This is a genomic window from Anaerolineales bacterium, from assembly GCA_015075625.1.
Classification (GTDB): Bacteria; Chloroflexota; Anaerolineae; order Aggregatilineales; family UBA2796; genus UBA2796.
The window spans coordinates 255,141-278,409 of the sequence record JABTTZ010000004.1 but is presented as its reverse complement, the minus strand read 5'-3'; the positions used below and the strand labels follow the sequence as shown (position 1 = coordinate 278,409).

23 protein-coding genes and 1 tRNA gene are annotated in these 23,269 nt (G+C 54.0%); 17 read left to right on the top strand and 7 right to left on the bottom strand.

Annotated features, from left to right (window positions below; translation table 11 throughout):
* The first annotated feature begins 38 nt into the window (after positions 1-38).
* The 4 genes from HS103_18870 to HS103_18855 are packed head-to-tail and all read left to right on the top strand — an operon-like array spanning position 39 to position 4,761.
* Positions 39-416, top strand: coding sequence for a hypothetical protein (locus HS103_18870; GenBank protein MBE7514855.1), 378 nt, complete (start codon positions 39-41; stop codon positions 414-416).
* Positions 417-437: 21 nt separating this feature from the next.
* Positions 438-1,985: a PD40 domain-containing protein gene (locus HS103_18865; GenBank protein ID MBE7514854.1), complete on the top strand. Its 1,548-nt coding sequence runs from the start codon at positions 438-440 to the stop codon at positions 1,983-1,985.
* A 16-nt stretch (positions 1,986-2,001) separates the two neighbouring features.
* The gene (locus HS103_18860; GenBank protein MBE7514853.1) at positions 2,002-3,663 is read left to right on the top strand and encodes a PD40 domain-containing protein; all 1,662 of its coding nucleotides are present in this window, start codon (positions 2,002-2,004) and stop codon (positions 3,661-3,663) included.
* A 6-nt stretch (positions 3,664-3,669) separates the two neighbouring features.
* A complete protein-coding gene (locus HS103_18855; GenBank protein MBE7514852.1) occupies positions 3,670-4,761 on the top strand; it encodes a CehA/McbA family metallohydrolase in 1,092 nt (363 codons plus the stop codon).
* Positions 4,762-4,832: 71 nt separating this feature from the next.
* Here the strand turns inward: HS103_18855 and HS103_18850 are convergent, their stop codons facing one another.
* The gene (locus HS103_18850; GenBank protein MBE7514851.1) at positions 4,833-5,642 is read right to left on the bottom strand and encodes a polyphosphate kinase 2 family protein; all 810 of its coding nucleotides are present in this window, start codon (positions 5,640-5,642) and stop codon (positions 4,833-4,835) included.
* A 124-nt stretch (positions 5,643-5,766) separates the two neighbouring features.
* Between HS103_18850 and HS103_18845 the strand changes: the two genes are divergently transcribed.
* Positions 5,767-6,114: a hypothetical protein gene (locus tag HS103_18845; GenBank protein ID MBE7514850.1), complete on the top strand. Its 348-nt coding sequence runs from the start codon at positions 5,767-5,769 to the stop codon at positions 6,112-6,114.
* An 887-nt stretch (positions 6,115-7,001) separates the two neighbouring features.
* Here the strand turns inward: HS103_18845 and HS103_18840 are convergent.
* On the bottom strand, positions 7,002-7,703 hold the full coding sequence (locus HS103_18840; GenBank protein MBE7514849.1) for an RHS repeat-associated core domain-containing protein: 702 nt from the start codon (positions 7,701-7,703) through the stop codon (positions 7,002-7,004).
* Positions 7,704-7,780: 77 nt separating this feature from the next.
* Positions 7,781-9,103: a transposase gene (locus HS103_18835; protein MBE7514848.1), complete on the bottom strand. Its 1,323-nt coding sequence runs from the start codon at positions 9,101-9,103 to the stop codon at positions 7,781-7,783.
* 308 nt (positions 9,104-9,411) lie between these two features.
* Here HS103_18835 and HS103_18830 point away from each other — a divergent pair, with 308 nt between their 5' ends.
* The 3 genes from HS103_18830 to HS103_18820 are packed head-to-tail and all read left to right on the top strand — an operon-like array spanning position 9,412 to position 11,266.
* On the top strand, positions 9,412-10,176 hold the full coding sequence (locus HS103_18830; GenBank protein ID MBE7514847.1) for a hypothetical protein: 765 nt from the start codon (positions 9,412-9,414) through the stop codon (positions 10,174-10,176).
* Positions 10,163-10,666: a type II toxin-antitoxin system VapC family toxin gene (locus tag HS103_18825; GenBank protein ID MBE7514846.1), complete on the top strand. Its 504-nt coding sequence runs from the start codon at positions 10,163-10,165 to the stop codon at positions 10,664-10,666. The genes HS103_18830 and HS103_18825 overlap by 14 nt, the downstream gene beginning before the upstream one ends.
* An 18-nt stretch (positions 10,667-10,684) precedes the next feature.
* Positions 10,685-11,266, top strand: a complete 582-nt coding sequence (locus HS103_18820; protein MBE7514845.1) for a DNA-processing protein DprA — start codon at positions 10,685-10,687, stop codon at positions 11,264-11,266.
* A 775-nt stretch (positions 11,267-12,041) separates the two neighbouring features.
* Here the strand turns inward: HS103_18820 and HS103_18815 are convergent.
* Positions 12,042-12,113, bottom strand: a tRNA-Lys gene (locus tag HS103_18815).
* 171 nt (positions 12,114-12,284) lie between these two features.
* Between HS103_18815 and HS103_18810 the strand changes: the two genes are divergently transcribed.
* The 4 genes from HS103_18810 (at position 12,285) to HS103_18795 (ending at position 16,279) form a co-directional block, all read left to right on the top strand.
* The gene (locus HS103_18810) at positions 12,285-13,817 is read left to right on the top strand and encodes a peptidylprolyl isomerase (protein MBE7514844.1); all 1,533 of its coding nucleotides are present in this window, start codon (positions 12,285-12,287) and stop codon (positions 13,815-13,817) included.
* Between the two features lie 48 nt (positions 13,818-13,865).
* Positions 13,866-14,606, top strand: a complete 741-nt coding sequence (locus tag HS103_18805; protein ID MBE7514843.1) for a DNA alkylation repair protein — start codon at positions 13,866-13,868, stop codon at positions 14,604-14,606.
* Positions 14,603-15,919: a peptidoglycan-binding protein gene (locus HS103_18800; protein MBE7514842.1), complete on the top strand. Its 1,317-nt coding sequence runs from the start codon at positions 14,603-14,605 to the stop codon at positions 15,917-15,919. The genes HS103_18805 and HS103_18800 overlap by 4 nt, the downstream gene beginning before the upstream one ends.
* 126 nt (positions 15,920-16,045) lie before the next feature.
* Entirely contained in the window at positions 16,046-16,279 is a 234-nt protein-coding gene (locus HS103_18795) for a hypothetical protein (GenBank protein MBE7514841.1), read from the top strand.
* A 532-nt stretch (positions 16,280-16,811) separates the two neighbouring features.
* On the opposite strand, the gene HS103_18790 is transcribed toward HS103_18795, so the two are convergent.
* Together HS103_18790 and HS103_18785 are read right to left on the bottom strand one after the other, a co-directional pair.
* The gene (locus tag HS103_18790; GenBank protein MBE7514840.1) at positions 16,812-17,063 is read right to left on the bottom strand and encodes a hypothetical protein; all 252 of its coding nucleotides are present in this window, start codon (positions 17,061-17,063) and stop codon (positions 16,812-16,814) included.
* A 122-nt stretch (positions 17,064-17,185) separates the two neighbouring features.
* Positions 17,186-18,274: a prohibitin family protein gene (locus tag HS103_18785; GenBank protein MBE7514839.1), complete on the bottom strand. Its 1,089-nt coding sequence runs from the start codon at positions 18,272-18,274 to the stop codon at positions 17,186-17,188.
* A 127-nt stretch (positions 18,275-18,401) separates the two neighbouring features.
* Here HS103_18785 and HS103_18780 point away from each other — a divergent pair, with 127 nt between their 5' ends.
* The 5 genes from HS103_18780 (at position 18,402) to HS103_18760 (ending at position 22,790) form a co-directional block, all read left to right on the top strand.
* Positions 18,402-18,869 carry a MaoC family dehydratase gene (locus tag HS103_18780; protein MBE7514838.1) on the top strand — a complete coding sequence of 156 codons (468 nt, stop codon included), beginning with the start codon at positions 18,402-18,404 and terminating at the stop codon, positions 18,867-18,869.
* A 3-nt stretch (positions 18,870-18,872) separates the two neighbouring features.
* Positions 18,873-19,769, top strand: coding sequence for a CoA ester lyase (locus tag HS103_18775; GenBank protein ID MBE7514837.1), 897 nt, complete (start codon positions 18,873-18,875; stop codon positions 19,767-19,769).
* Between the two features lie 11 nt (positions 19,770-19,780).
* On the top strand, positions 19,781-20,563 hold the full coding sequence (locus tag HS103_18770; GenBank protein ID MBE7514836.1) for a class I SAM-dependent methyltransferase: 783 nt from the start codon (positions 19,781-19,783) through the stop codon (positions 20,561-20,563).
* 2 nt (positions 20,564-20,565) lie between these two features.
* Positions 20,566-21,900 carry a hypothetical protein gene (locus HS103_18765; GenBank protein ID MBE7514835.1) on the top strand — a complete coding sequence of 445 codons (1,335 nt, stop codon included), beginning with the start codon at positions 20,566-20,568 and terminating at the stop codon, positions 21,898-21,900.
* A 308-nt stretch (positions 21,901-22,208) separates the two neighbouring features.
* Positions 22,209-22,790 (top strand): hypothetical protein, encoded by a 582-nt coding sequence (locus HS103_18760; protein ID MBE7514834.1) that lies wholly within the window; start codon positions 22,209-22,211, stop codon positions 22,788-22,790.
* A gap of 222 nt (positions 22,791-23,012) precedes the next feature.
* Here the strand turns inward: HS103_18760 and HS103_18755 are convergent, their stop codons facing one another.
* Positions 23,013-23,150, bottom strand: a complete 138-nt coding sequence (locus tag HS103_18755) for a hypothetical protein (protein MBE7514833.1) — start codon at positions 23,148-23,150, stop codon at positions 23,013-23,015.
* Positions 23,151-23,269 lie beyond the last annotated feature (119 nt).

Below are 23,269 nucleotides of genomic sequence, written 5' to 3'. Positions count from 1 at the left end.
GGGGTGGGACGCGCACTGCACGGAAAGAGGATCAAAGAATGACAGCACGATCTGGCGAACCAAAGGGGCTTAGCCTTGAAGACCTGTTACGACAGGGTATTGAGGCGGCGAGGATGGGCAACAAAGACAGCGCCAAGGTAATCCTTCAGCGTGTCCTTGACCAAGACAAGCGCAACGAGCGGGCTTGGCTGTGGTTGGCGTCTGTCCAAGACGATCAGCTTGAAAAACGCCGCCTCCTTCAAACCGTCTTGGATATTAACCCTAACAATGCCAGCGCCCAGAAGCTGATGCGGGCGATGGATGATGCCATTCAAAACACCGAACAAGCCTCCATGCGTTTTGGCATGACGTTGGTGTTTTTCCTCATTCTCTTGATCGTCATTGTGGCGATCCTCGTTGTGGTGGTCATTCCCTAGTTTTTCCCTAGAGGTGTGAGTGTGGATAACGAATCGAACGCAGTGGATAAGCTCCTCCAACAGGGGATTGCCGCCGCCAAAGCGGGACGGCGTGGCGAAGCACGGCAGGCGCTTGAAAAAGTGCTTGAGCAAGACGATAGCAATGAACAAGCGTGGCTCGTCCTCGCCTCTGTGGTGGAGACACCCCGTGAACGGCGTATTTGCCTTGAAAATGTCTTAGAGATCAACCCTAACAATGAACGCGCCCGCCAAGCCTTAGAGCGCCTGAAACCCTCCCCTCCCTCGCAGGGGATTGTTTCCCTAACCGAAGAAGGGGGTGCTAAAACAGGCGCGGGGCAATCCCCCGCCACCAGCACCATCCGCCGCCCGCCGCCGGTTACTGCCCCCACCGTTCGTGCGGGGGAGGCGGCTGGCAGCGCTACGAAAGAGGCGTGGCGGCGGCAGCGCAATCCCAACGGGGTCGATCCACAGATTCTATTTTTTGTCCTTCTAGGGGTGACGGTCATTGGTGTGGGGATTTTGCTTGCCACAGGCGGGTTCGGCACAGCCCCTCTGACGCCTACCCCTGTAAACCAGACACCCACTCGCGTTGTGCAGCAGAGTTCACCCACCGTCGAGTTGATCGCCACGCGGGTGACCATTGACCCGAACGCGACAAGTAACCCCGCTACATGGACGCCTATTCCCACGAACACCCCCGCACCCACGAACACGCCGCCAGCAACCCTGCCACCCTTAGCGGGCTATCGCTTGGTATATAGTTTGGAACGAGAGGGCGTCTCCAGTACCCGTATTGTGAATGGGGATGGTTCACGTGACAGCACGCTGACAGACCGGTTTTTGGCGAATCCCAGCTATTCCCCTGATGGGCGCAAAATTGCCTATACCACGATTGCCGATGGTTCTGAACAGATTGCCGTTGCCAACGCCGATGGGTCGGAAGAGGTGATCCTGACGAAGGTGCAGTCCTCACGGGTGCGCTCACCTGCCTGGTCGCCGGACGGCAAACGAATTGCGTTTGTCGCCAGCGATTTTGAGAATGACCAGATTTACCTGATGAATGCCGATGGGACAAACGTGATTCGCTATGTCTCAACGCCCTATGCCGATATTGATCCGGCGTTCTCGCCCGATGGAAAAACACTCGTCTTTACCTCGGATACCACCGGACGGCAGTCCTTCCAGATTTTTGCCCTGCCTGTGGAAAACGACACCCCGCAGGCAAAGCCCGTTGCCCTCACAAACTCTGGGGGGCAGAATACACGCCCGGTCTTTTCGCCCGATGGTCGAACCATTGCTTTCATCAGCACGCGCAGCCGCTCTCTTGCCAAGATTTACCTGATGCGTGCCGATGGGTCGGATGAGCGCCCGCTTTTGGTGGAGGATGGCAACGCCTCCAATGCGGACCCGGCATGGTCGCCCGATGGCTTGTACCTTGCCTATGCCTCGAACCGCAACGGTGGGCAGTATCAACTTTTCATCGTCCCTGTGGCAACAGGGCGTAACGCGCAGCAAGTGACCAACCAAAACGGGAACGTCCTTTCCGTTGAATTTCGTCCGGGTTTCTAGGCGGGAGTTCTAAAGCGTGACCACCAAAGCAGGCGCTGATAAAAATGCACGGATTGAGCAGCTTATGCGCGAAGCTGCGGCAGCAGCGAAAGCCGGAGATCGCGCCACCGCCAAAAATAAATACCGTGAAGTAACCGAGCTTGACGATAAGCATGAACGGGCATGGCTGTTGCTTGCCTCGGTAAGCGACGATGTTGAGGAAAAACGAACCTGTCTGGGGAACGTCCTGATCATCAACCCGGAAAACGCCCGCGCCAAAGAGCTTTTGGAGCAGCTTGACCGCGCCGAAGACCTCCGCGCCAGCCGTCCGCGCCGACCAACACAGCCTTTTGCCTCCTCTTTTTCCACCTCTGGGACTAGCAAGAAGTCTACGTCGGGAGCGACGATCAGCCCGGCAAATGAGGGGATGCGCCGCACGCTGACAATCATGGGTGGCGTTATCCTCGTCGGGCTGTTGGCGGTGGTACTTCTCTTTCGTAACCCGGGCGCCCCCCCTGAACCCACCTCTACAAGTATCCCTCCTACGCTCACAGCGACGGATGATCCGAAGATGGTGACGGCGACGGCACTTGCTCTTCAGGTGACGGAGATTGCCCGCCAAACGAGTCAGGCACTGCCACCCTCGTGGACACCCCGCCCCACGAATACGCCGCGTGGTTTGCTGACGGCAACCCCCTTAGCCACCCCACCAGCGGGCATCAGCGGGCGGCTTTTGGTCATGGCGGGAAAGTCCCTCTCACTGGACGGTTATTTGCCCATCGCCATGATTGACCTTGCCACCGGAACACGCACAGAGGTTGCCGAAAATCGCGGGGCAGATGCCATTTTCACAACCGATGGACGGATCATCTACGGGCGCTACGTCTCTGGCAGCCGCCCCCAACTGCTGCTCCGCCTGCAAAACCTCGGCGGGGCGCGTCCTTCAGAGATCAACGCCTTGTGGGGAAACCGTCCCCCTATTGCCGATCAAAAGCAACCAAACCTTGCCCCTACTGGGCGTGATTTCGTTTTTGTGGGGCGCAATATCACCGAAAACGAACTTTACTCAACGATTTACTACCTGCAGGTGAACTTTCCCATCGCCGGGACACCCCCCACCGCGACGCCGCCCCCAACCGCTACCTACACTCCCACCGATGCGACGGAGACACCCATCCCTCCCACCGAGACAGCGACGCCCATCCCCCTTCAGGTTGTCCGTCTCACAGATAAAGATAGCGGCATACATCTATACCCACACCTTGCCCCGAATGGAATACGGGTTGTCTACACGACAGATACAACACCTATCGATGGTGCGGGGACAGATATATACGTTCTCAACCTTGCCGATGGGCTGCCAAGCGGCACACCGATCAGAATCACGAATGATGGCGATGCAGTTATTGAGGCGTCCCCTCGGTTCAGTCTGGATGGATCGCAAATTGCCTATACCGGACGGGCAAAAGACTCCTCTGAAACAACGATCTACCTCGTCAGCGGCGGCGCACCAAGCGCCCTTGTCTCTGGGATGAACGAGATCATCAATGTGCGCTGGTCGCCGGATGGTCAGTATCTCGGTTTTTCCAGCAACCGCAGCGGGAAATGGGAAGTCTATGCCGTCCATGTGGCAACACAGGAAATCTACCAACTCACGCTTGACCCCGAAGCCGTGATCCTCACCGATTGGGGGAACTAACGGGGCATGAGCGGCGGCTACCTAACCCTTACCGAATACGTTGGGAACATGCATATGCACACCCCGTATTCGGATGGGGAAGGGTCGCATGAGCAGATTGCGGCGGCGGCGTTGGCGGCGGGCATCGATTTCGTGATCGTCACCGATCACAACATCCTCGTGCGCGGCGTGGAGGGTTACTATGGCGATGATAAACGCGGGTATGTCCTGCTTCTGACAGGCGAGGAAGTTCATGATCGCCAGCGCGACCCACAGGTGAATCACCTTCTTGTCTATGGGGCGGGGATGGAACTCTGCCAATGCGCTGCCGATCCCCAAGAACTCATTGATGCGGTCAACGCGGCGGGCGGTCTCGCCTATCTCGCTCATCCAAAGGATACCGAACTCGCCATTGTCCATGAGCCGCCCATCCCCTGGGTCGATTGGCAAGTGAGCGGGTATGCGGGGCTGGAACTGTGGAACTACATGAGCGATTTCAAGCGGGTTATCAAAGGCGGCGTGCGGAATCTGATGCGAGCCGCCTTTCGCCCCGAAGACCTTGTGATCGGACCAAACCCCGATACCCTTCGCTTGTGGGATGATCTGCTCATGGCAGGCAAACCGATCAGTGTCATAGGCAATTCCGATGCGCACGGAATGACCGTCCGCGTGGGAATACTCCAACACGTTGTCTTTCCCTACGATTTTCTCTTTAGCTGTGTCAACACGCACATCTTGGCACATAAACCCTTCAGCGGACGGTGGGCGGAGGATCAAGCGATTATCTATCGGGCGCTCCGCGAGGGGCGCTCATTCGTCGCCTATGATCTGATTGGCAATGCACGGGGGTTTCGCTTTTCTGCCACAGGTGAGTTGGGAACAGCGCTCATGGGCGGGACAATCCGCGTAGGGAGTGGGGTCACCCTTCAGGCGCTCTGCCACGAACGCAGCCATTTCAAGGTGATTCACGAGGGAAAGGTCATTGCCGAGACGACAGGGCGAGAAAACATCACCTTTACGGCAAAGCGCCCCGGCGCTTACCGCGTTGAGGTCTGGCACATTTACAAAGGAATCGAACGGGCATGGATTTTCAGCAACCCGATCTATGTTGAACCGTAGTTCTGGTTAGCGGACGCGCTATAGCGCGTCCCTACAGGGTGTGGCACGTTTCCACGCAGCCCATACTGAGCTTAATCTGGGACAACGATCTTTTCCACCCCTTCCGGCGCGGGGGGATAACTCAGTTTCGCCTTCTCCAATGCTTCCAAAATCGCCCGTGTGATCACATAGTTTCGGTACCATTTTTTGTTGGCAGGGACAATGTGCCAAGGGGCGTAGGAGGTATTGCATTTTGTCAACACCTCCTCATATGCCGCCATGTAATCATCCCACCGATCACGCTCTTTCAAATCGCCTAGGTTGAATTTCCAGCGTTTTTGGGGGTCGTCTCGACGTGCCTCAAGGCGTTCTTTTTGCTCCGCCTTCGAGATGTGCAGGAAAAATTTCAGGATAATCGTCCTGTGTTCGCTGAGCAGTTCCTCAAAGCGGTTGATGTGGTCGTAACGCTCTTTCCAGATTGTTTTCGGCACAAGGTTATGGACGCGCACAACCAAAACATCTTCGTAATGGGAGCGATTAAAGACGCCGATCATCCCTTTGGGCGGGACGCAGCGATGCACCCGCCAGAGAAAATCACGGGCGAGTTCGTCAGCAGTGGGCGCTTTGAAGGAACTAATCTGAACGCCTTGTGGGTCAACCCCCTTAAATACATGGCGGATCGCCCCGTCTTTGCCGCCCGTGTCCATTGCTTGAAAGACGACAAGAACCGATTTTTCTGCTCCGGCAAAGAGGGTGTCCTGAATGATGTCAAGGCGTTCAAGGTCTTTTTGGGTCGCCTCTTCCGCCTCACGTTTATCCTTAAACTCGCCCGTGTAGGCGGGATCATAATCCTTCAGACTAACCTTCTTGCCAATAGGGGGGATGATTGATTGTTTCGCCATAGCGACATTCCCTTATATTAGTTGATGGTGCGCCGTTACCCTCACCCCTAGCCCCTTCTCCCGCGCAGCGGGAGAGGGGGCACTACAGTCGTTACAGGCGCACAACGATGTTCACATCGCCAATTTGGATGCGGCACTCACGATCATTGTAAAAGTGAGCATACTGTATAACAAGCTAAAACGCAGCAGTCAAAAAAAGCTGCTGCATGAAATGGTCTATCGGGTGGTTGTTTGCCCGAAGGAAACCATGTGGATCAAAGCAACCGATTTGCGCGTGCAGGTTCAATCCTTGTTGAGTTATACGAAAGAACAGATGGGACACACGCAATGGATTGGGCATATTCTCAACCGGTTGCAACTGGCTGACCGTCATCGCCGCAAAGCTTATGCTGGCGGGCAGATGTACCGGATCAAGCGTGAAGAGCTACTCGATATGATGCACCGTTACGATGTGAACGTGATCGCGCAATAGACTGACCACAGCTTCGGCTGAAAAATGGTCAGTATGGTTGGTTATGGCCAGTTTTTTGAGGCTATCGGTAGCTCAGCAGTTAAATACAAACCAGCAATATTCATTTCGTAAGCGCTGATCATCGATCACGAGTTCTCTAATTTCATTTGGAAGTTGTATACACTGCCATTGGCACTCCATATTCCCCGCCGCCATACGTTCATCTTCAGGGGTTGCCGCGCGTGCCGCCCTGATTGCATAGGCAGCCGCGCCTAACTCGTGAGCTGCTACATGCGCCACTGCCGCGGCTTGCCCAGCAGCGTAAGCTGCTTCTCTGGCTGCACCGCTCAACTCTCTTGCCGCACCCATAGCATGTCCAGCAGCGGTACGGGCTTGCTTCATAGTGATTTCACCGCGCACCCAGGCGTGTATCTACTCAATTGCCATGCGGGGTCGATCATCATTGAGTTGTACTTGCTCGAAGAAATGCAGTACATGCTCTGCACAATCAACCGCGCCCAGACCGCAAGAAGGCGATGGTCGGCATCCTGCAGCGTTCCGCCACGATGCACAGTAATCAACCTTGGATCACGATCCTTACTCACTCACCTTACGCAGAGGTGAGATAACCTAATGGAATGAAAAACAAAGAACTGCTCGACATCTATAGTGATTATCTTATCAGCGCTTTCGGACAGACAACAGGCACGGGCTTGGCAGGGTTGATAGGAGGTAGCGTGAGCCATGACCAGATTCAACGATTGTTGTCGAACTATTTGCCGCTTTATGCGCCTATATCAAGCTAGAATGGTTGCCTAAAGCTACCAAACTCTATATTGCGGCTTTGCATTTCGCTTTTGATACCTTGCACCAATTTCATCCTATTCGGATTGCTGCGTAAGGTGAGTTTATAATTCAAGAGATTGAGAGGGGTCATAGCTTCCTGTTGCAGACTCAATAAGTGTAGTACCAGCGGCACCGAGCATAGCAGTCCAAGCCCAAGGGCTACTCCATGTAGCAGCACCGGTAGCTGCTCCTCCTATCAATGCAGCTGGCGCTCCAATACGCCTGGCAAATCCTCCAATTACATCAATAATCGCCCCTAATGGAGCAAATACAAGCCCAGTCTTAATCGATTCTTCCCAACTTCCACGCATAATAACCTTATACCCTACTGTTCCTACCGTGAAAGCCGCAGCGCCTGCGCCCAAACCCCATAGAAGTAAAGGTATGCACCAAGGGCATTTTCCACTTGGGTCGGTAAAATTGACCGGATTCCCCTCCACATAGCCATACCCATTGTACGACTCGCTGCGCCCCACCACCCCCAGCACAGGATCGGGACTCGTGAACACCCCATGCTGTGGATTGTAGTATCGCGCCCGCAGATTCACCACGCCGAAGCAGTTGGTTGGCTCCCCGATGTAACCGAACGCCGTTGGGGAGGTGGTGGACAGATTGACAAAGGGGAGAGGCTGCACGGGGTTGCCATAGGGATCGTAATTCATCTGGGCGATGAGGGCGCTGCCATACAGCACATGACGCACCAACCCCGACCCGTCGTAGCCGTAGGTGTGGTACTGCCCGCTCGTGTTGTGGTCGCCAAACAACCTAGTTACCGCATGGAAATGCAGTTAACCTGTATCTAAAATTAAAAATGCATCATGTTTAGCAATCCCTTCGCCAATTATGCGGGGGATTTTTGAAGTTGACGAGTGCGAAGGCCGCCCAGTGCGCTGAGTTTTTGCCTGATGAGCGAGATTAAATCAGGAGTGGGCACAGTCGGAAGGCATTTAATTGTTTCGTCGAGATAGCGTTGGGCACGATAGTGAGCCTTCAAGTCGAGGACACTAAAATCGGTTTGAGCTTGACGATGGGGTAGCAAGAGCACGGTCGAGAAATTGACCATAAAAAAGGCGAGGTTGACGGCATTCGTAAGGGCAATCGGAGAGACATTCATGAAATCTTCCAGCCCCCAATACTGTTTGGCATCGCGGAAATTGAACTCAATTTGAAAGCGCAAGCTGTAGTAATCGACGAGTTGGGCGGCTGATAAGGTCAAGTCAGTGCTAAACAGGACGACATGGCTGGTACGGCCTGTGCGCAAATTGGTTTTGACCAAAATGACCACATTGAGGGGGTCAGGGAAGTCATGGTGTAGGGCGGTGACTTGGTAGGTATCCGTACGGTAGTGACCCTGCATGACGGTCTGACACAAGGCTTCAGGTGGTAGCGCGTGATAAGTGAGTTTTTGACCATAGCGTGGCGTGGGGCCACGCACTGGCTTAGGTCCAGCATAGGGCAGGTACAGCGCGGCATTGTGGCGCAATTTGGAAATCATATGCAAACCCGTCTGCTGCACGATATAAGTGGCTGGATACGTCCCGAAAAAGCCATCCAGCACGACATGCCCAACGCGCAGTGGCACGATGCGGACACACACCGCCCTCAACATCTGCTCAAGCAGGCTCAGTTCGGGCGTGAGGGTGGGGACGGCTTTGGCGTGATTCTTACTCCCTTTGGGCCGTCCGCGCGGGTGTTTGGGTAAGCCAGCAGGCACCGCGTTTGATGCGCCTGTCGGCGGCATACGCTGTTCCACCTGCAATGGATACGAGCGCCGCCGCTCTATATCAATTAGGGAAACCACTAAAAACGACACGCTCGGAATGACACCTCCAGCCAAGCTTGAATAGAAGCGCCCCAACCCGTGCGTGGCCTGACCCGCTTTCGAGTCCACCACGTCATCGCCAGCCAACAGATACCTCCCTGTCGGATGCAGCAGGTAGCTACGCACGACGGCCCACAACACCTGCGCCCAGACCAACGGTGTTTGTGACCAACGCTGCAATGTTCGATAGCTACCACCGCTTTCCATCCAGCGTGATAGTCCTAACAGCGTCACCCGATCTGGGATGCACAGTAGCGCCAAGATGATCTGTGCCATGTGGCGCATGGTTGTTGTCGTTACATACGGTGTCAGGCAAGCTATCGGTGTTACAATCTCACCCATGGGCTTTTGTCAGTTTTGAGTAGTTCGTTTTCGCAAACTCTTACTCTACCTCAAAAGCCCTACCTTTTCCTTGGCGAAGGTATTGATAATAGATGAAATTGACCGGGTGCTGGCACGTCACTACGGCTTCACCGATGAAGAACTGGACTTCATCATCAACTATGACATCAAGTACCGCATGGGTGATGATCTCGGCGGGGATGAGGGGGAGGAAGAATGAGTCAAGCAAAATCAATTGCGTGTAAAATAGAGGTAAATATGGATTATAATGAGATAAACAGAACATAGGTTCGGTGATTGAGGCGGTTATGCCTGATACGACACTTGTGCTTGCGCTTGAGGGTGATGTAAGGCTCGACCAGTTTTCCGAAGCGGTCAACCATTTTCACAAACTGCTTTTGCAACTCACCCAGGAAGTCGCGGCAGATACAAAAATTGAATGGGATTTAGAGGATTTGCAGTACGGTAGCGCGATTATGGCGGTTGCCGGACGTGCGGATACCGAAGAACCTGTGCTGCGGGTTGTCTCGGCATTTGAAGATGTCGGACAGTCTCTCCAGCAGCACCAACCAATCCCCTTTTCCCGCCATGTTGCCAGAGAAGCTGAATTGCTCACCAAGCTCATCGGTGGCGATATTAAGGCAGTACGGCTTGGCACGGCTCGTAAAGAAGCAATCATCTATGGTTTGTTTGATACCCAAAAAATCACTACTGCCAAGCCAATGGTATCTTTCGGATCGGTGAAAGGGCGTGTTCAGTCCATCAGTAATCGCGGTAAACTGCGCTTTACGCTCTATGACGGGGTGTTCGATAAACCGGTAAGCTGCTACGTCAAAGAAGATCGTCAAGACATCCTCGCGGATATTTGGGATAAGGTCGTTTTCGTCAGTGGGCGTGTCACACGCCAACCAGACAGCGGGCAACCTGTAAGTGTACGCGAGATTACCTCGATTGATTTTGTGCCGATGATCGAACCCGGCAGTTATCGTATGGCGCGGGGTATTTTGGCTGGAAGTGGAGAACCTGAACCAGCGGAAGTCAGCATAAGGCGGTTGCGCGATGCCGAAAATTAGTTACGTTTATTGCGATGCCAATGTGTTCCTCGCTTATTTTAATGCTGAAGCAGGGCGGATAACCATCCTTGACCAACTGTTTGAGGAAGTGCAGAAAAATAATCAGCGTAAAATCGTGACTTCAGTGGTCAGTATCACCGAAGTTTCACATGTAGCTGAGGAGAAGAATCATAATCGGCTGGATAAGAAGGTGTATGACGGGCTCGAAAGTTTCTGGGGTGATAACTCGCTCATCGAATTTGTAGACTTCAATGAGTTGATTGCACGTCAGGCACGAGATTTGATTCGACAGGCAATTAGCTTGAAATATGCTCTGCGAACCAATGACGCAATTCACCTAACATCAGCAAGATATGTGGGCGTTACTGAATGCTTTACATACGATCAAAAGCTCAACAAATTCAGCAGCATCATTGGCTATGATATCTTGGAGCCCTATGTCAGTTCCCCAAGACTTCCATTGGTCTTTCCCGACGATCCTCAAGAATAATCGCAGGATGTCGCCGTCGTGGAAATTAAGCGCGTAGAAGCGTCCGCATCACTCAGCCAGCTTATTCCCAAAATCGAATGCCTCTCAGTGATTGGCGACTCAGGATTGCTCAACGAGTCACTGTTCGCCCTGTTTTGTTCGGTGAGGTGTCCTGTATCCATCATCCTCAAAACGTATGATCTGGCTCAAATACTGAAGGATAAGCACATTAGTGTTATCAGCGGCTTTCATTCACCGGTGGAAAAAGAAGTATTGGTGACACTGCTGCATGGAAACTCTGCGATTGTTATCTGTCCTGCACGCAGCATCCAAAACATGCGCGTCCCCGCGGATTGGAAAAAGCCAATTGAACAGCAGCGGCTGCTCATCGTCTCACCATTTGCAGAAAATCAACCTCGTGCTACGCAGGAAATGGCAGCACTCCGCAATCAACTGGTCGCTGCTCTGGCTCAACAGGTATTTATCGCCTACGCTGAACCCGGCGGTAAGACAGAGACTTTTGCGCGGGTGTTGATCGCCGCTGGTAAGCCTGTGACGACGTTTGAGGCAAAAGAGACTGAGAACTTACTGGCCACTGGTACAAAACCCCTTTCGCTATAGTTTGCTCCGTTTCTCTGCTTTGGTCATCAACAGGTAATTTTAACGCCCTGAAACTGCAAATTTACAGCTTTTGCCCGACCCCGATTTGCGATAATTGAGAGAGAAGTTCGCCTATTGGGAGAATACCTGGGCGCTCAGGCGGTGGAACCGCGCATTACCGATTAGATCGTCACCCCATTCATTTTCTTTGTTCTGAGGTTGAAAGCCAGCTTGCTTCCCACCTCCAGCAGGTTCAGGTCGATGATGCGTTAATGCCTCTAATTCGTGATTACTATATCAACGAAGTGGCTGACAAACTCGGACGGCTGCGCCCGGATGAACGAACCGAGATAGAACGCGCATTGAAGCAGATCGATGAAGAGGAAGCAAGAGTCCTGCGGCTCTACGCAGCGACGATGGTCACAGAGGAAAACTGGCGTAATTTGTGGGCAGAATGGCAGGACAAGCGCCATAAACTGCGCTCAAGTCTGGATTTGCTCGACCAGAAATGTGAGAGCTATATCGACGATCTGGATGAAGCGCTCACCATAATTGCAAAATTAGGTATACTGTATGAAATATTATTGCGCAGCGACCAACAAGACTTGCTGCGTCAGATGATCGAGCGGGTTGTGGTCAACCCGGAGGGAATGATCGTCCGGCTGGAGTTACTCCCCCCCTTCTCTTACTTGCGGCATGTGACCGAGCGGGTACAGAAGAGTGGCGGTAGTGCGCTTGAGGGAAAAACAAAGACCAGCGCGATGGCTGGTCAATGTTCGGACTACGTCCAATCCGATGACTCTGAAGGGACTCGAACCCTTAACCAATGGATTAAAAGTCCACTGCTCTACCATTGAGCTACAGAGCCATCGGGGATTATAGCCGATGCTCTTTATTTCGCCTAGACCGAATTAGGAACGCCTTTTCTCCTTTTCCGCAATGCCCAAGGATCACTCAATGGGCAAGGCGGAGTCGCTATTTTTCGGGCGATACGCTACTCTTTTCCCCAGACATGGCTTACTTAGAAGGATATATCGAGGTGAAGGTGGTACGTTGGCTTGCTCTGCTGGTCGGTTGCCTGTTCCTTGCGGCGGGCTGCAATTCCGTTTTACCGCCAACCCCCATCGTCATCCGTGACACGCGGAGCGACCAAACCGCCACCGCCGCTGCGCTCCCCACCCGCACCCCTAGCGAACCTTCCCCCACCCCAACAGCAACCTCCACGCCCTACATACGCCCCACCGACGCCCCCACACTTGATCTCGCCCTTCCACTTGTAACCGTGGGAGACGAAACGATCACCTTAGGCGATTTTCGGGCGCGGGTGCGCTATGAGCGTTTCGCCGCCCTTGATAACGTTCGTCGTGCTGTGCAAACCCTGGGGTTGAAAGCGTTTGATCTGAGCCAGCCAGGGGCAAACCGCCCCGCTGATTTTGTGGCGGGCATCTTCAATACACTGGCGAATTCCGATGCGTTCGGAGCGCAGATTTACGACATCCTGCTGCGGGAGGCGGTCATTCGGCAAGAATTTGCCCGCCGAGGACTAACCCTTCCCTCTGACGATGTGCGGGCGTATTGGATTCGTCGCTTTGAATTACAGCGTGATCCCAACGCCGCCGAGTCCGTCCAAGCGCCGCTTGCCGCCTACCGCGCTGAGGCGGTACGCTACAGCGGTCTGACAGTCAAGCAGATCGACAGCGTTGCCGAGTCGTTCGTCATGGCGACGATGCTCAAACCGATCATCGTCCGTGAACTGGGCGAGACGCCACGCTTAGAGAGCTTCAATGCCAAACGAATCATCGCCCGCAGTGAATCGGACGCCCGCGCTGCGCTTGATCTGATCAAGACCGGTGGCGATTTCCGGGCGGCAGCCTGCCGTTATTCGATTGATGCGGCAGCGCGTGGAACAGGCGGCGATACGGGCTTTCTCACCCGTGCCGTGCTTACTTTTCCCGGTGCGGAGCGGCTTTTCGGCGCTGAGGTTGGCGCAGCGGTGGGGGTTTTCCAAACGCCACTCGGTTGGCAGGTCTATCACATCACCGAGAAACGGACAAATGCTGATGGCGACGCGCAAATTCGGGCGGCGGTGATCACCGTCAGCGGCGAAAACGTGGCGGCGGATATTCTGAAACGCGCCCAAGGCGGCGAGGACTTTGGATCGCTTGTTTGTCAGTATTCGTTGACGACGGGGGGCGGACTTGGCGGGGAATTAGGGCGCGTTGGGGTGGAAGTCTTTGCCCCAGAAGTGGCGCGGGCGGTTCAGGCGGGCGGGGCAGAAACGCTCTTTGGTCCGCTTGAGACGGCAGCCGGATGGGAGGTTGTCCAGATTACGGATCGGCAGTTGGACATCCCTCAACCGGAGGAACTCGACAAAGCGGCAGACCGCGCCTTTAGCCGTTGGCAAACGCAAAAAATAGCCTCTGCCTATGTCACCCAACACAGCGATGTATGGCGAGCAGCAGTCCCCCGCGATCCACTCCCCCGCGAGGTTGCTCCGTACCTGACAGAGGAAAATTTTGGTTTGCCAACGCCTCCCCCAACATCCACTGCAACGCGGATTTCAACACCATAGAAAGCGCCTCCCCCCCAAAAAGCGAGCCATAGAAGGGATAAGTTCACCATGTCCCAACCAGCCAACCCACCTCTCGATTACGAGTCGATCATCGCCCACCTGCGGGCGGCGTATAACCCCGCCAATGTTGCCGGACAGCGCCGCTTTGGGATCACCCCCCAAACGACCCAACTGGGCATCTCAATGGTAACGCTTCGTGCGTTGGCGGCGGCGATCAAACGCGCCAAACTCCCTGCTCAGCACGCCCTTGCCCTCCGCCTATGGGAATCCGGCATTCACGAAGGGCGCATCCTTGCCAGCGTCCTTGCCGACCCCAACAAACTGACTTCCGCAGAGATGGATCGCTGGACGGAATCGTTTGATTCGTGGGATATTTGCGATCAGTGCTGCGCCAATCTTTATGTGCGAACGCCCCACCGTCAGGCAAAGGTTGAGGCATGGTGCGAGCGCAGCAAAGAATTCGTCAAACGGGCGGGGTTCGTTTTGATTGCCGCCACCGCCACCCACGACAAAAAAGTGCCGGACTCGCTCTTTGAGCATTACCTCACCCTGATTCGGGCGAAGGCGGATGATGAGCGAAACTTCGTCAAGAAGGCGATCAATTGGGCATTGCGTGGGATTGGGAAGCGAAATCGGGCGTTGAACGCGAAGGCGATCCAAACCGCCGAGGCACTCCTCACCGATCATCCCAAAGGATCAAGCGGTGCGGCGAAGGCGGCGCGATGGGTTGCCACTGATACGCTCCGCGAATTGACCAGCGCGAAAATACAGGCGGCGTTAAAACGATGAACACCTGTGGTCATCTGGCTGCCTTGTTCTTCTTCCTTGTCTCTGCTTTAGCCATGCCCATCCCCGCCGCTGCCCAATGCCAGCCCCGCACAGATTGGACGATCTACACAGTTCAAGCGGGGGATGCCCTCTCGCTGATTGCCGGACGCTATGGAATCACAACGGCGGCACTGGCAGCGGCAAACTGTCTGAGCGATGAAAACATCATTTATGTTGGGCAGAAACTTGTTGTCCCTCCGCCCTATACCACCCCGCTTGGGACACAATCCTTCAGCGGGCTGTACCTCTTGGATCGCCCTTCCGATGCGGGGGGGGAGGTCGCCCTTCGCTATGCGCTCTCGCTGCGGGTGGATGGTTCAGCACAGTTGGCGATAACCCCCCTTGCCAAACGGGAGGACAGCGCTGCCCAGAACACCCTTGAGGAAGGGACATGGTACGCCACCGACACAAGGCTCTTTGTTGTGTTGACCCATCGCCTAGAGGGCGGCAAAGGCGCATTAAACGTCCCCTCTGCCCCCCTGACCAACCCTCTTGCGCTCACTTTTGATGTGACCGATGGCTTCCTGACACCCATTGAGTACGACAAAACCCTTTATGGCGAGGATGGCTTGCAGTTTACGCTTGGCGCAGGGGATATGAACACTGCCGTAGGCATTCTGCAAGATCGCTTAAGCGGTTTGGGGTGGCTCGCCTTCGCCCTTGCCCCGGAAGATCGTGGGTATTACACCGAAAGTACAAGCCGTGCGGTGAGTCGCTTTCAACAATCACAAGGGCTTCCTGTAACGGGCGTCGTGGATAGAGCAACCTACGCCGCGCTGAAAAAAACGCCTTCCCCCGCCGCCCCACCAGACGGAGAAAGCGGCGATTCCAGCCCACTGCCGATCACCACACCCGATGGCAAGCCGATCCTTTACCTTGTCTTTGCGGGCGGGGAAAGCCCCTTTACTGCGCCCATCCTTGAGCTTTTGCAGATCTATCAGGCACAGGCAACCTTCCTGCTGCGGGGGGACGAAACGCCCTCTGAATTGGAGCGCCTTCAACAGCGCATCATTGCTAAGGGACACGCCCTCCGCAGCGATAGCCTCAAACACTTTCCGGTGGGGGGAATCAATCATTGGGTAGACCCGCACGATTGGCGGCAAGCCGATGCCGCGCAGATTGCCGCCTATACAATCCAAAACGCCCATCCGGGGGGAATCATCTTACTCCATCAGGGTGGGGGGGATCGTGCGCAAACCACTGCGGCGCTGGCTGTCCTATTGCAACAGCTAAGCGCTCAGGGGTATGCCTTTCATCCGATGAGTCCCGATTAATCCGATGATCCCTATAGCCACCATCGCTACACCGAGTTATGTGGGACAGCACGCACCCTCGCCTATTCATACCGCGCACAGCGCCCCGATGGGCAGGCATTTTTATGCCTGATCGGGGGAAACGGCATGGCGCTTGAGACCTCGCCCTTTGAGCGCGTCGTTCACACCGAGGATTTGGGGATTCCCCATTGGGATGATTTCACCTTCAAATACACGGTGGTTGAACTGGCAGCGGCGTTAAAAGCCAGCACGCTAAAGTTTTTCTTTGCCGCTTACGGTTTCCCCAAGCTGATCTATTTCGATGCAGATATTGCTCTCTATGCGCCGCTTGACGATCTTGAGGGGGAATTCATTTTTTGAGAGGGCTTTCCTCTCACCCCCTCGCCCGCAGCATTTCTCCCCTTTCCCTGTGTACGGGGAAAGGAGGCAGGGGATAGGGATTCTTTTAGAAATCTTTCTGACTGTCTACCCGTTCCCGGACAAGCCTTAAAGCGGCGGGCTGAAAGCAGCCACCCCTTCGGGGCTTGAAAGGCATCTACACAGCTACATAGAGATAGGCTGACCGAACAACCCCGCCCCTTGCCCCTTCTCCGTTTACGGCTGAGGAGAGGACATGTTTGGAAGGAGGGTTGAAAAATAGGGAGTTCATCGTTCAAACTGGAAATCGACCAAGAAACCCAGTGAGGAACGATGAACTACAAACTACTGTACCAATTAGAGCAGCACTTGTCAGCCCATCTACCGTGTTTCAATGGTTGGCAGCAGCAAAATGTAAGCCTGTTTAGCTATGGGGTGATTCAAGCGGAGAGCTGTCAGCAAGGAGCGATTGCGCGGGCGGTGAGTTGCGGGGAACAGGTAGAGAGTACGGCGCGGCGCTTTCGCCGCTGGCTCGCTAATAAAGCGCTCGACCTGACAGCCTTTTTTGCCGAAGGACAAGTGGAGATGATTCGCGCCCTGCTGGAAGCATCATATCGCCAACCGGCTGGTTCTGTTGGTCATTGCCTACACGTGGATGGTCGCCCTCGGCAGCCAAGCCGTTGCTGCTGGCATCGCCCAACCGCTCGTTCGTCATCCCGACGGTTCGTTCCGGCGCCTCTGGAGCTTGTTTCGGGAAGGCTTGCGCTACTTCGTGCAAGTTGTTCAACGCCAAACCTTATGTCTAGGATTACCCTTTATCCCAGGCATAAGGTTTACTTGAAAACATGTCCTCTCCTCAGCTCCCTGTAGGGGCGGGGCAAGAGGCAGGGTTTTGAAATGACTTGTAGGTTAATTTCCCCCTGTACCAACGGTATTCCGCAGCGTCTCTAGATCAAACAGGAAGGGACTGTTGCTTGGCAGCAGCACCAAACTCACATTGGGAGAGAGCTTTTCGATATAGCGCCACTGTACCAAAATGGGGTTCTTGCTCAATTGTTCGTTGATCAGGGCGAGCGCCTCTGCCTCGGCTTTGGCGTTCACCCGAATCGATTCAGCGTCACCACGTGCCTTCTCAATAACGGCGTTTGCCGCGCCACGCGCCCGTGTTTCAGCGGCATCTGCTTCGCCCTCAGCAATCGTCCGAACGCGGATCGCTTCTTGCTTTGCTTGTTCCGCTTGCTGCTCGGCAACAACCTTCGCTTCTACTGCCCGGATGAATTCCTCGCTAAAGGTGATTTCACGGATCAGGAAGTCTTGCAAGCGTAAGCCGTTGTCCATGAAAATGCGCGAGAGTTGTTCCTCAAGCTGTGCCTGCGCTTCAGGGAGTTTGGAAGGAACGCCAGCCACATCAATACCGGTTGTTCCATAGAGATCATTCACGCTGTAGGAAGCGATTTTCTCCCGCACCGCAGAACGGATGGTAGGGCGAATCAGCGCATCTTGATAGCGGTTCTGAAACTTGCGGTGAACAATGTTCGCCAATGCTGGATCGATGGAATAGAGAACGGAGACATCAATATCGACCTGCTGCCCATCGCGGGTACGCGCTTGGACGGCACCGTCCCCAGACCGCTGCCCTTCATTACTGATGTGGGACATTGTGTAGTTCTGCACGCTCGTATCGTAAATGATCGGTTCGTTAATGACCGGAGGGATGATGTGAAGCCCCGGACCGAGAGGTACTTCCCAAAGGTTGCCATTAGCAGGGTCGCCCCCGACGGATTGAAAGACAACGGCAACTTGGGTCGCCCCAACAATCACCACGCCGGAACTAGCAATAAAGCCTAAAGCGGCGATCACCGCCCCAATTCCTGCCAATGCCCAACCACCCCGTCCCGATTTATTCTGGCTCATATTGCTGACGGCGATTCCCGCCCCAGCAAGGAGCAAAACCAACCCACCAAGAGCGACAAAACTCAGCAGACTTGATACACTCATCGTCGAATTCCTCACCTGTGTACAGGGTATAAAAAGTAACGTAGACTACATGGCTATACATGGATCATAGCCGCTATAGTTGCAGCTTGCACACAAAACCCCTCATTTTTTGGGAGATGATGAATCGATGCCCGGCAAATATTACGATGAATTCAGTGTCGGAATGCGTGTGCGCCACACGAACGGGCGCACCATCACCGAGATGGACAACATCTTATTCTGCGCCCTCACCATGAACACCCAACCCCTTCATATCAACGAACATTTCGCCGCCGAGACGACCTTTGGGCAGCGGATCGTAAATGGTATTTTCACCATGGGCTTGGTCGTCGGCTTGACCGTTGCCGATCTGACGGAGGGGACAATCATTGCCAACCTCGGTTATGAGCGCGTCCTGCACCCACAGCCGGTCTATCATGGCGACACCATCTACGTTGAAACAGAGGTTTTAGAAATGCGCGAATCGACCTCCAAGTCGGATCGCGGGCTTGTCCGACTGAAGCATCTCGGCAAGAATCAACATGGCGTGGTTGTGGTCGAATTGGAACGCACCGTCATGTTTAAAAAACGTCTAGTAGACGAGGAACGAGAATAAGCGATGACTGAACGACAAATCACGAATCGGGTGCGGCGGGCGCTGCTGTTCACACCGGGCGACGATCTGAAGAAAATTCAAAAAGGGGCAACACTCGGTGCGGACAGTTTGATCCTCGATATGGAAGATGGCGTGGCGCTCAACCGAAAACAGGCGGCGCGGGCGACGATTCATGAGGCGTTTCGGACGGTCAATTTTGGTTGGGGCGAGCGCCTCGTGCGCATCAACCCGCTGGATTCCCCTTTCGGGCGTGACGATTTGTTGTCTGTCTTGCCCTTCAACCCCGATGGGATCATCATTCCTAAGGTGGATAGTGCCGATGATGTGCGCGAGGTGAGTCTGCTCATCCGCCAACACGAGAAATATTCAGGGATCGCGGTGGGGACGATCCGTATTTTGGTCTTTGTGGAGACGGCGCTTGGCATTGTGAATCTGAAAGAGATTGCCGCCAGCGATTCGCGTTTGGACGGACTCATGTTTGGGGCGGAAGATTACGTAGGGAGCATCGGCGCAGCGCGGACAAAAGCCGGATGGGAGGTTTTCTATGCCCGCAGTGCGGTTGTCGCCCATGCCGCCGCCTACGATCTGCAAGCCATTGACACAATCTTTGCCGATCTAAACGACATGGACGCCCTAACCGAAGATTGCCGCCTTGCAGCAGGCATGGGTTACAGCGGGAAACTCGCCATTCATCCTAAACAGATCGCCCCCATCCTCAGCGCCTTCACCCCTTCTGCTGAGGAGGTGGCGAAAGCGCAGCGCTTGGTGGATGCCTTCCATGCTAATCAGGAAGCCGGTGCGGGCGTCTTTGCCCTTGATGGAAAAATGGTCGATATGCCGATGCTGCGGGCAGCGGAGCGCGTCCTTGCCCGTGCGCAAACTGGAGAAACGGGAGAATAGGGACAAACATCATGCCTGATACGACCTTTACCGTTGAACCCTATGCCGCCCTCTCCAGCGTTTATCAGGCGGGCGGCTTTGCTGAGTACAGTTTGCAGATTGCCCCGAAACTGATTGACCTTGCCTTTGATTTGGAATGGACAGGAAAGACTCTGCTGGATATTGCCTGTGGGACGGGTGATCTTGCCTGTTGGTTTGCCGGACGTGGCTTGCGTGTGCGGGGAATTGACCTCTCCGCCCCGATGGTGCGCCGCGCCCAAGCTGGGGCGGAAACGGGCGGCTACAGCGCCGATTTTGATCAGGGCGATATGCGCACGTTCACTACCACCACTCCCTATGAGATGGTCACCTGTATCGGCAGTTCTCTGAACTACGCGCCGTCTTTGAAGGAACTGGAACGTATTTTTCGCGCCGCCCATGCCGCGCTGATGCCGGGGAAATTGTTCCTCTTTGACCTACGAACGATCTTGGGCTTGGTGCGAGCGGGCGAAGGGGATCGAATCGTCAGCGACGATCCGGCGCGGCATTTGATCCTCTCGCGGAACGGCTTTAACCATGAGACATTGACGCTCACGACGCGCTACACCATTTTTACGATGGGAGGATCAGGGTGGGTGCGGGCGGAAGAAACCCATACCTTGCGCGGCTACCCGGTACAGGGGGTGATCCGCCTTGCCGAAAGCTGCGGCTTCAAGACTGTGCGGATCGTCACGCCCGAATACGAGCGCTTAGAGGCGTATGATGCCCATCCCGACGCCGAGCAGGTGATCGTCGTTGCTGTGCGGGGGGAGTGAATATGAAACCTTCCCAACAACTTGATCTTTTCCCACAAGAGCAAACGACTGCCTCAGAACTCGCCGATTTCGGAACGTTTAAGGATAGCCAGCGTGCGCCAATTCACCGCTGGTTTCGCTATCCAGCCGGGTATTCCTATCGGTTTGTCGATGAGATTTTCCGGCGTGAGGGTGTCACCGCCGGCGAGTGGGTTTATGATCCGTTTTCTGGAACCGGAACAACCCTTCTTTGTGCTGAACAAGCTGGAATCAATGGATATGGCGTGGAAGCGCATAGCTTTGTCCATTGGGTTGCCAGCGTCAAATTACAGCGCAATTACGAGTGGGTAGCATTAGATCAACAAATTCGACACATCCTACGGGATGCCCAAGCCTTCGTCATTAAAGAAACACCCAATGCCCGTGTAGAGGGGATTTTTCCTGAACTCATTTACAAGTGCTACCATCCCGATGATCTCAAAACGCTCTATGTGTTACGAGAATTTGTTGGCGAGTTAGCCTCCCCGATCTTACGTGATTTGTGTAAATTGGCGTTGACAGATGTTTTGAGGAGTTCCGCGGCTGCCGGAACGGGGTGGCCCTACATTGCGCCGCGAAAAAATAAAGGCGACAAACCACCCAAAGATGCCCTCAAATTGTTTGGGCAAACTGTGTTGGAAATGGTACGCGATTTACACCATGCGGCACAACATGTTCCAAACAATACTGAACTTCATAATATCCTTGGCGATTCCCGTGTTAGACAAACACTCTCCGACGCCCAGATTAACCTTGCTTTGACCTCGCCTCCCTATTTGAACAATTACGACTACGCAGATCGCACCCGTCTTGAAGTTTATTTTTGGGGGATTGCGAAATCATGGGCAGACATTACCCACACCTTTCGAGATCGTTTAATTGTTGCCGCTACAACACAGGTTGTCCGTCGTCAACATGATGTAGAGACCGCCCTCAGCGCCGATATTCGCGCTCTTTCACCAATGCTTTACCAGAAAATTCAGCAATCGGTGCGCGAACTTTCTGTTATGCGCCTGAAAAAGGGCGGTAAAAAAGACTACGACCTCATGGTTGCCCTTTACTTTAATGATCTTCTTGCCGTTATGCAGGAAACCTATCGGGTGCTGAAGCCCGGCGGTGCTTTTTATATGGTATTGGGTGACTCTGCTCCCTATGGAGTACATGTTCACACCGATGAATGGCTTGGGCAGCTGGGGTGTTCATTGGGTTTTCAATCCTTTGTATATCAAACCTTTCGTGCGCGTGGTACAAAATGGCAAGCAAACCCGCAGCGCCATTCTGTACCGTTGCGCGAAGGTGTCATTATTTTGCGAAAGTAGGGTTTTATGGGGAAGCGTCAAGCAAAACGAACCTCCCTTGAATCACATGGAGCCGCAAGTAAATTTGGGCAACTCATTGGCGATGCTTTTGCTGACCATGTATTTCAAACGATTCAAATGGCACTCGCAGATCGCCACCCCAATTACGTACTTCTGGAAAGCGGAGACGCGCTCAGTCGGTTAAAGATGGCGGGCGGAACAGTTCGGCAAATTGATGGTGTAATCACACAACGTGGTTTTGAAGAACCAATTGCGATTGTGGAAAGCAAATGGCTAAAAGATGCACGCCACCACAATGATAAAGGCGCATGGATCTTGCAATTACGAGAGATTGCAAGAAATATCCCACGGTGCGCGGAGCAGCGGCAGTTTTGGCAGGCTATTGGACAGAGGGTGTTGCCGTCATGTTCCGCTCTGAAGGCGGTGTGCATAGCGCATTAGTCGCCACAGATGAAGAAATCTATAGCACCTTGCAAAACCCGATCAACGAAGTTTTAGCAACTCTCAATCTCCCGCCATTTGTCTTTGATGCACGGTTGATTCGTAAACGGCTACCACGATCAGAAGACATGCAACGTGCGCTAATGATCCTGAAACAAAGCGGGCAATTAGCCGATATTGCTAGCACATGGCTTTACTTTCCACGCCTTGTTGAAGGGCGAGCCATCATGGGAAAAGACCTCATCCTTGAAATTTTCAATGATTTGCTTGCTCAACCAACAAGGGTGAACTCAAAACGTATGTCGCTTACCATGGAAGTCACCACAGGAAATTTACTTCATTTTGAGGCGGATGATATGGAATTGATGTTCGAATTCATTAAAACCTATTGGGGCAATTCCGATGCTATTCTTGATAAAATCACCCCCAAAACACCCCGCAGCGAGTAAACTCTTTCCCTAGAACCTATTTCAAAAACACCAACTTTGGTTGGATAGATAATAGATAACTGGCGTCGTTTGGCGGTGCGTTATGACCGTCGTCTGCATATCTACCGCGCCTTTTGTCTCGTCGCCGTCATTCTTTGATGCCTTGACCGAATTTTGAAATGACTTCTAGGAATATTAATCAGCGATATCGCTGCCACAGCAATCCCAAGCCCACCGAAAACCTCAACGGCTACTCCCTTCGCGGACTCCCACCCCGACGGCGGCAATCCTCTTCGCCCCGATGGAGCAAACGGCGAATGGATGTGGGGCGATGGGGAATTGGTCTTGGTCTGCGGGGTGAATTGGGAGTAGGCGACACATAGACCCCACCCCTTGACATTGTACGGGGGGATAATTTAAGGGCAGCTTGAGGGGGTTAGGGAAATGGGGCAAGCCCATAACGCCTATCCACCTCAGACGTATTTTTGTTGTTTTTACCC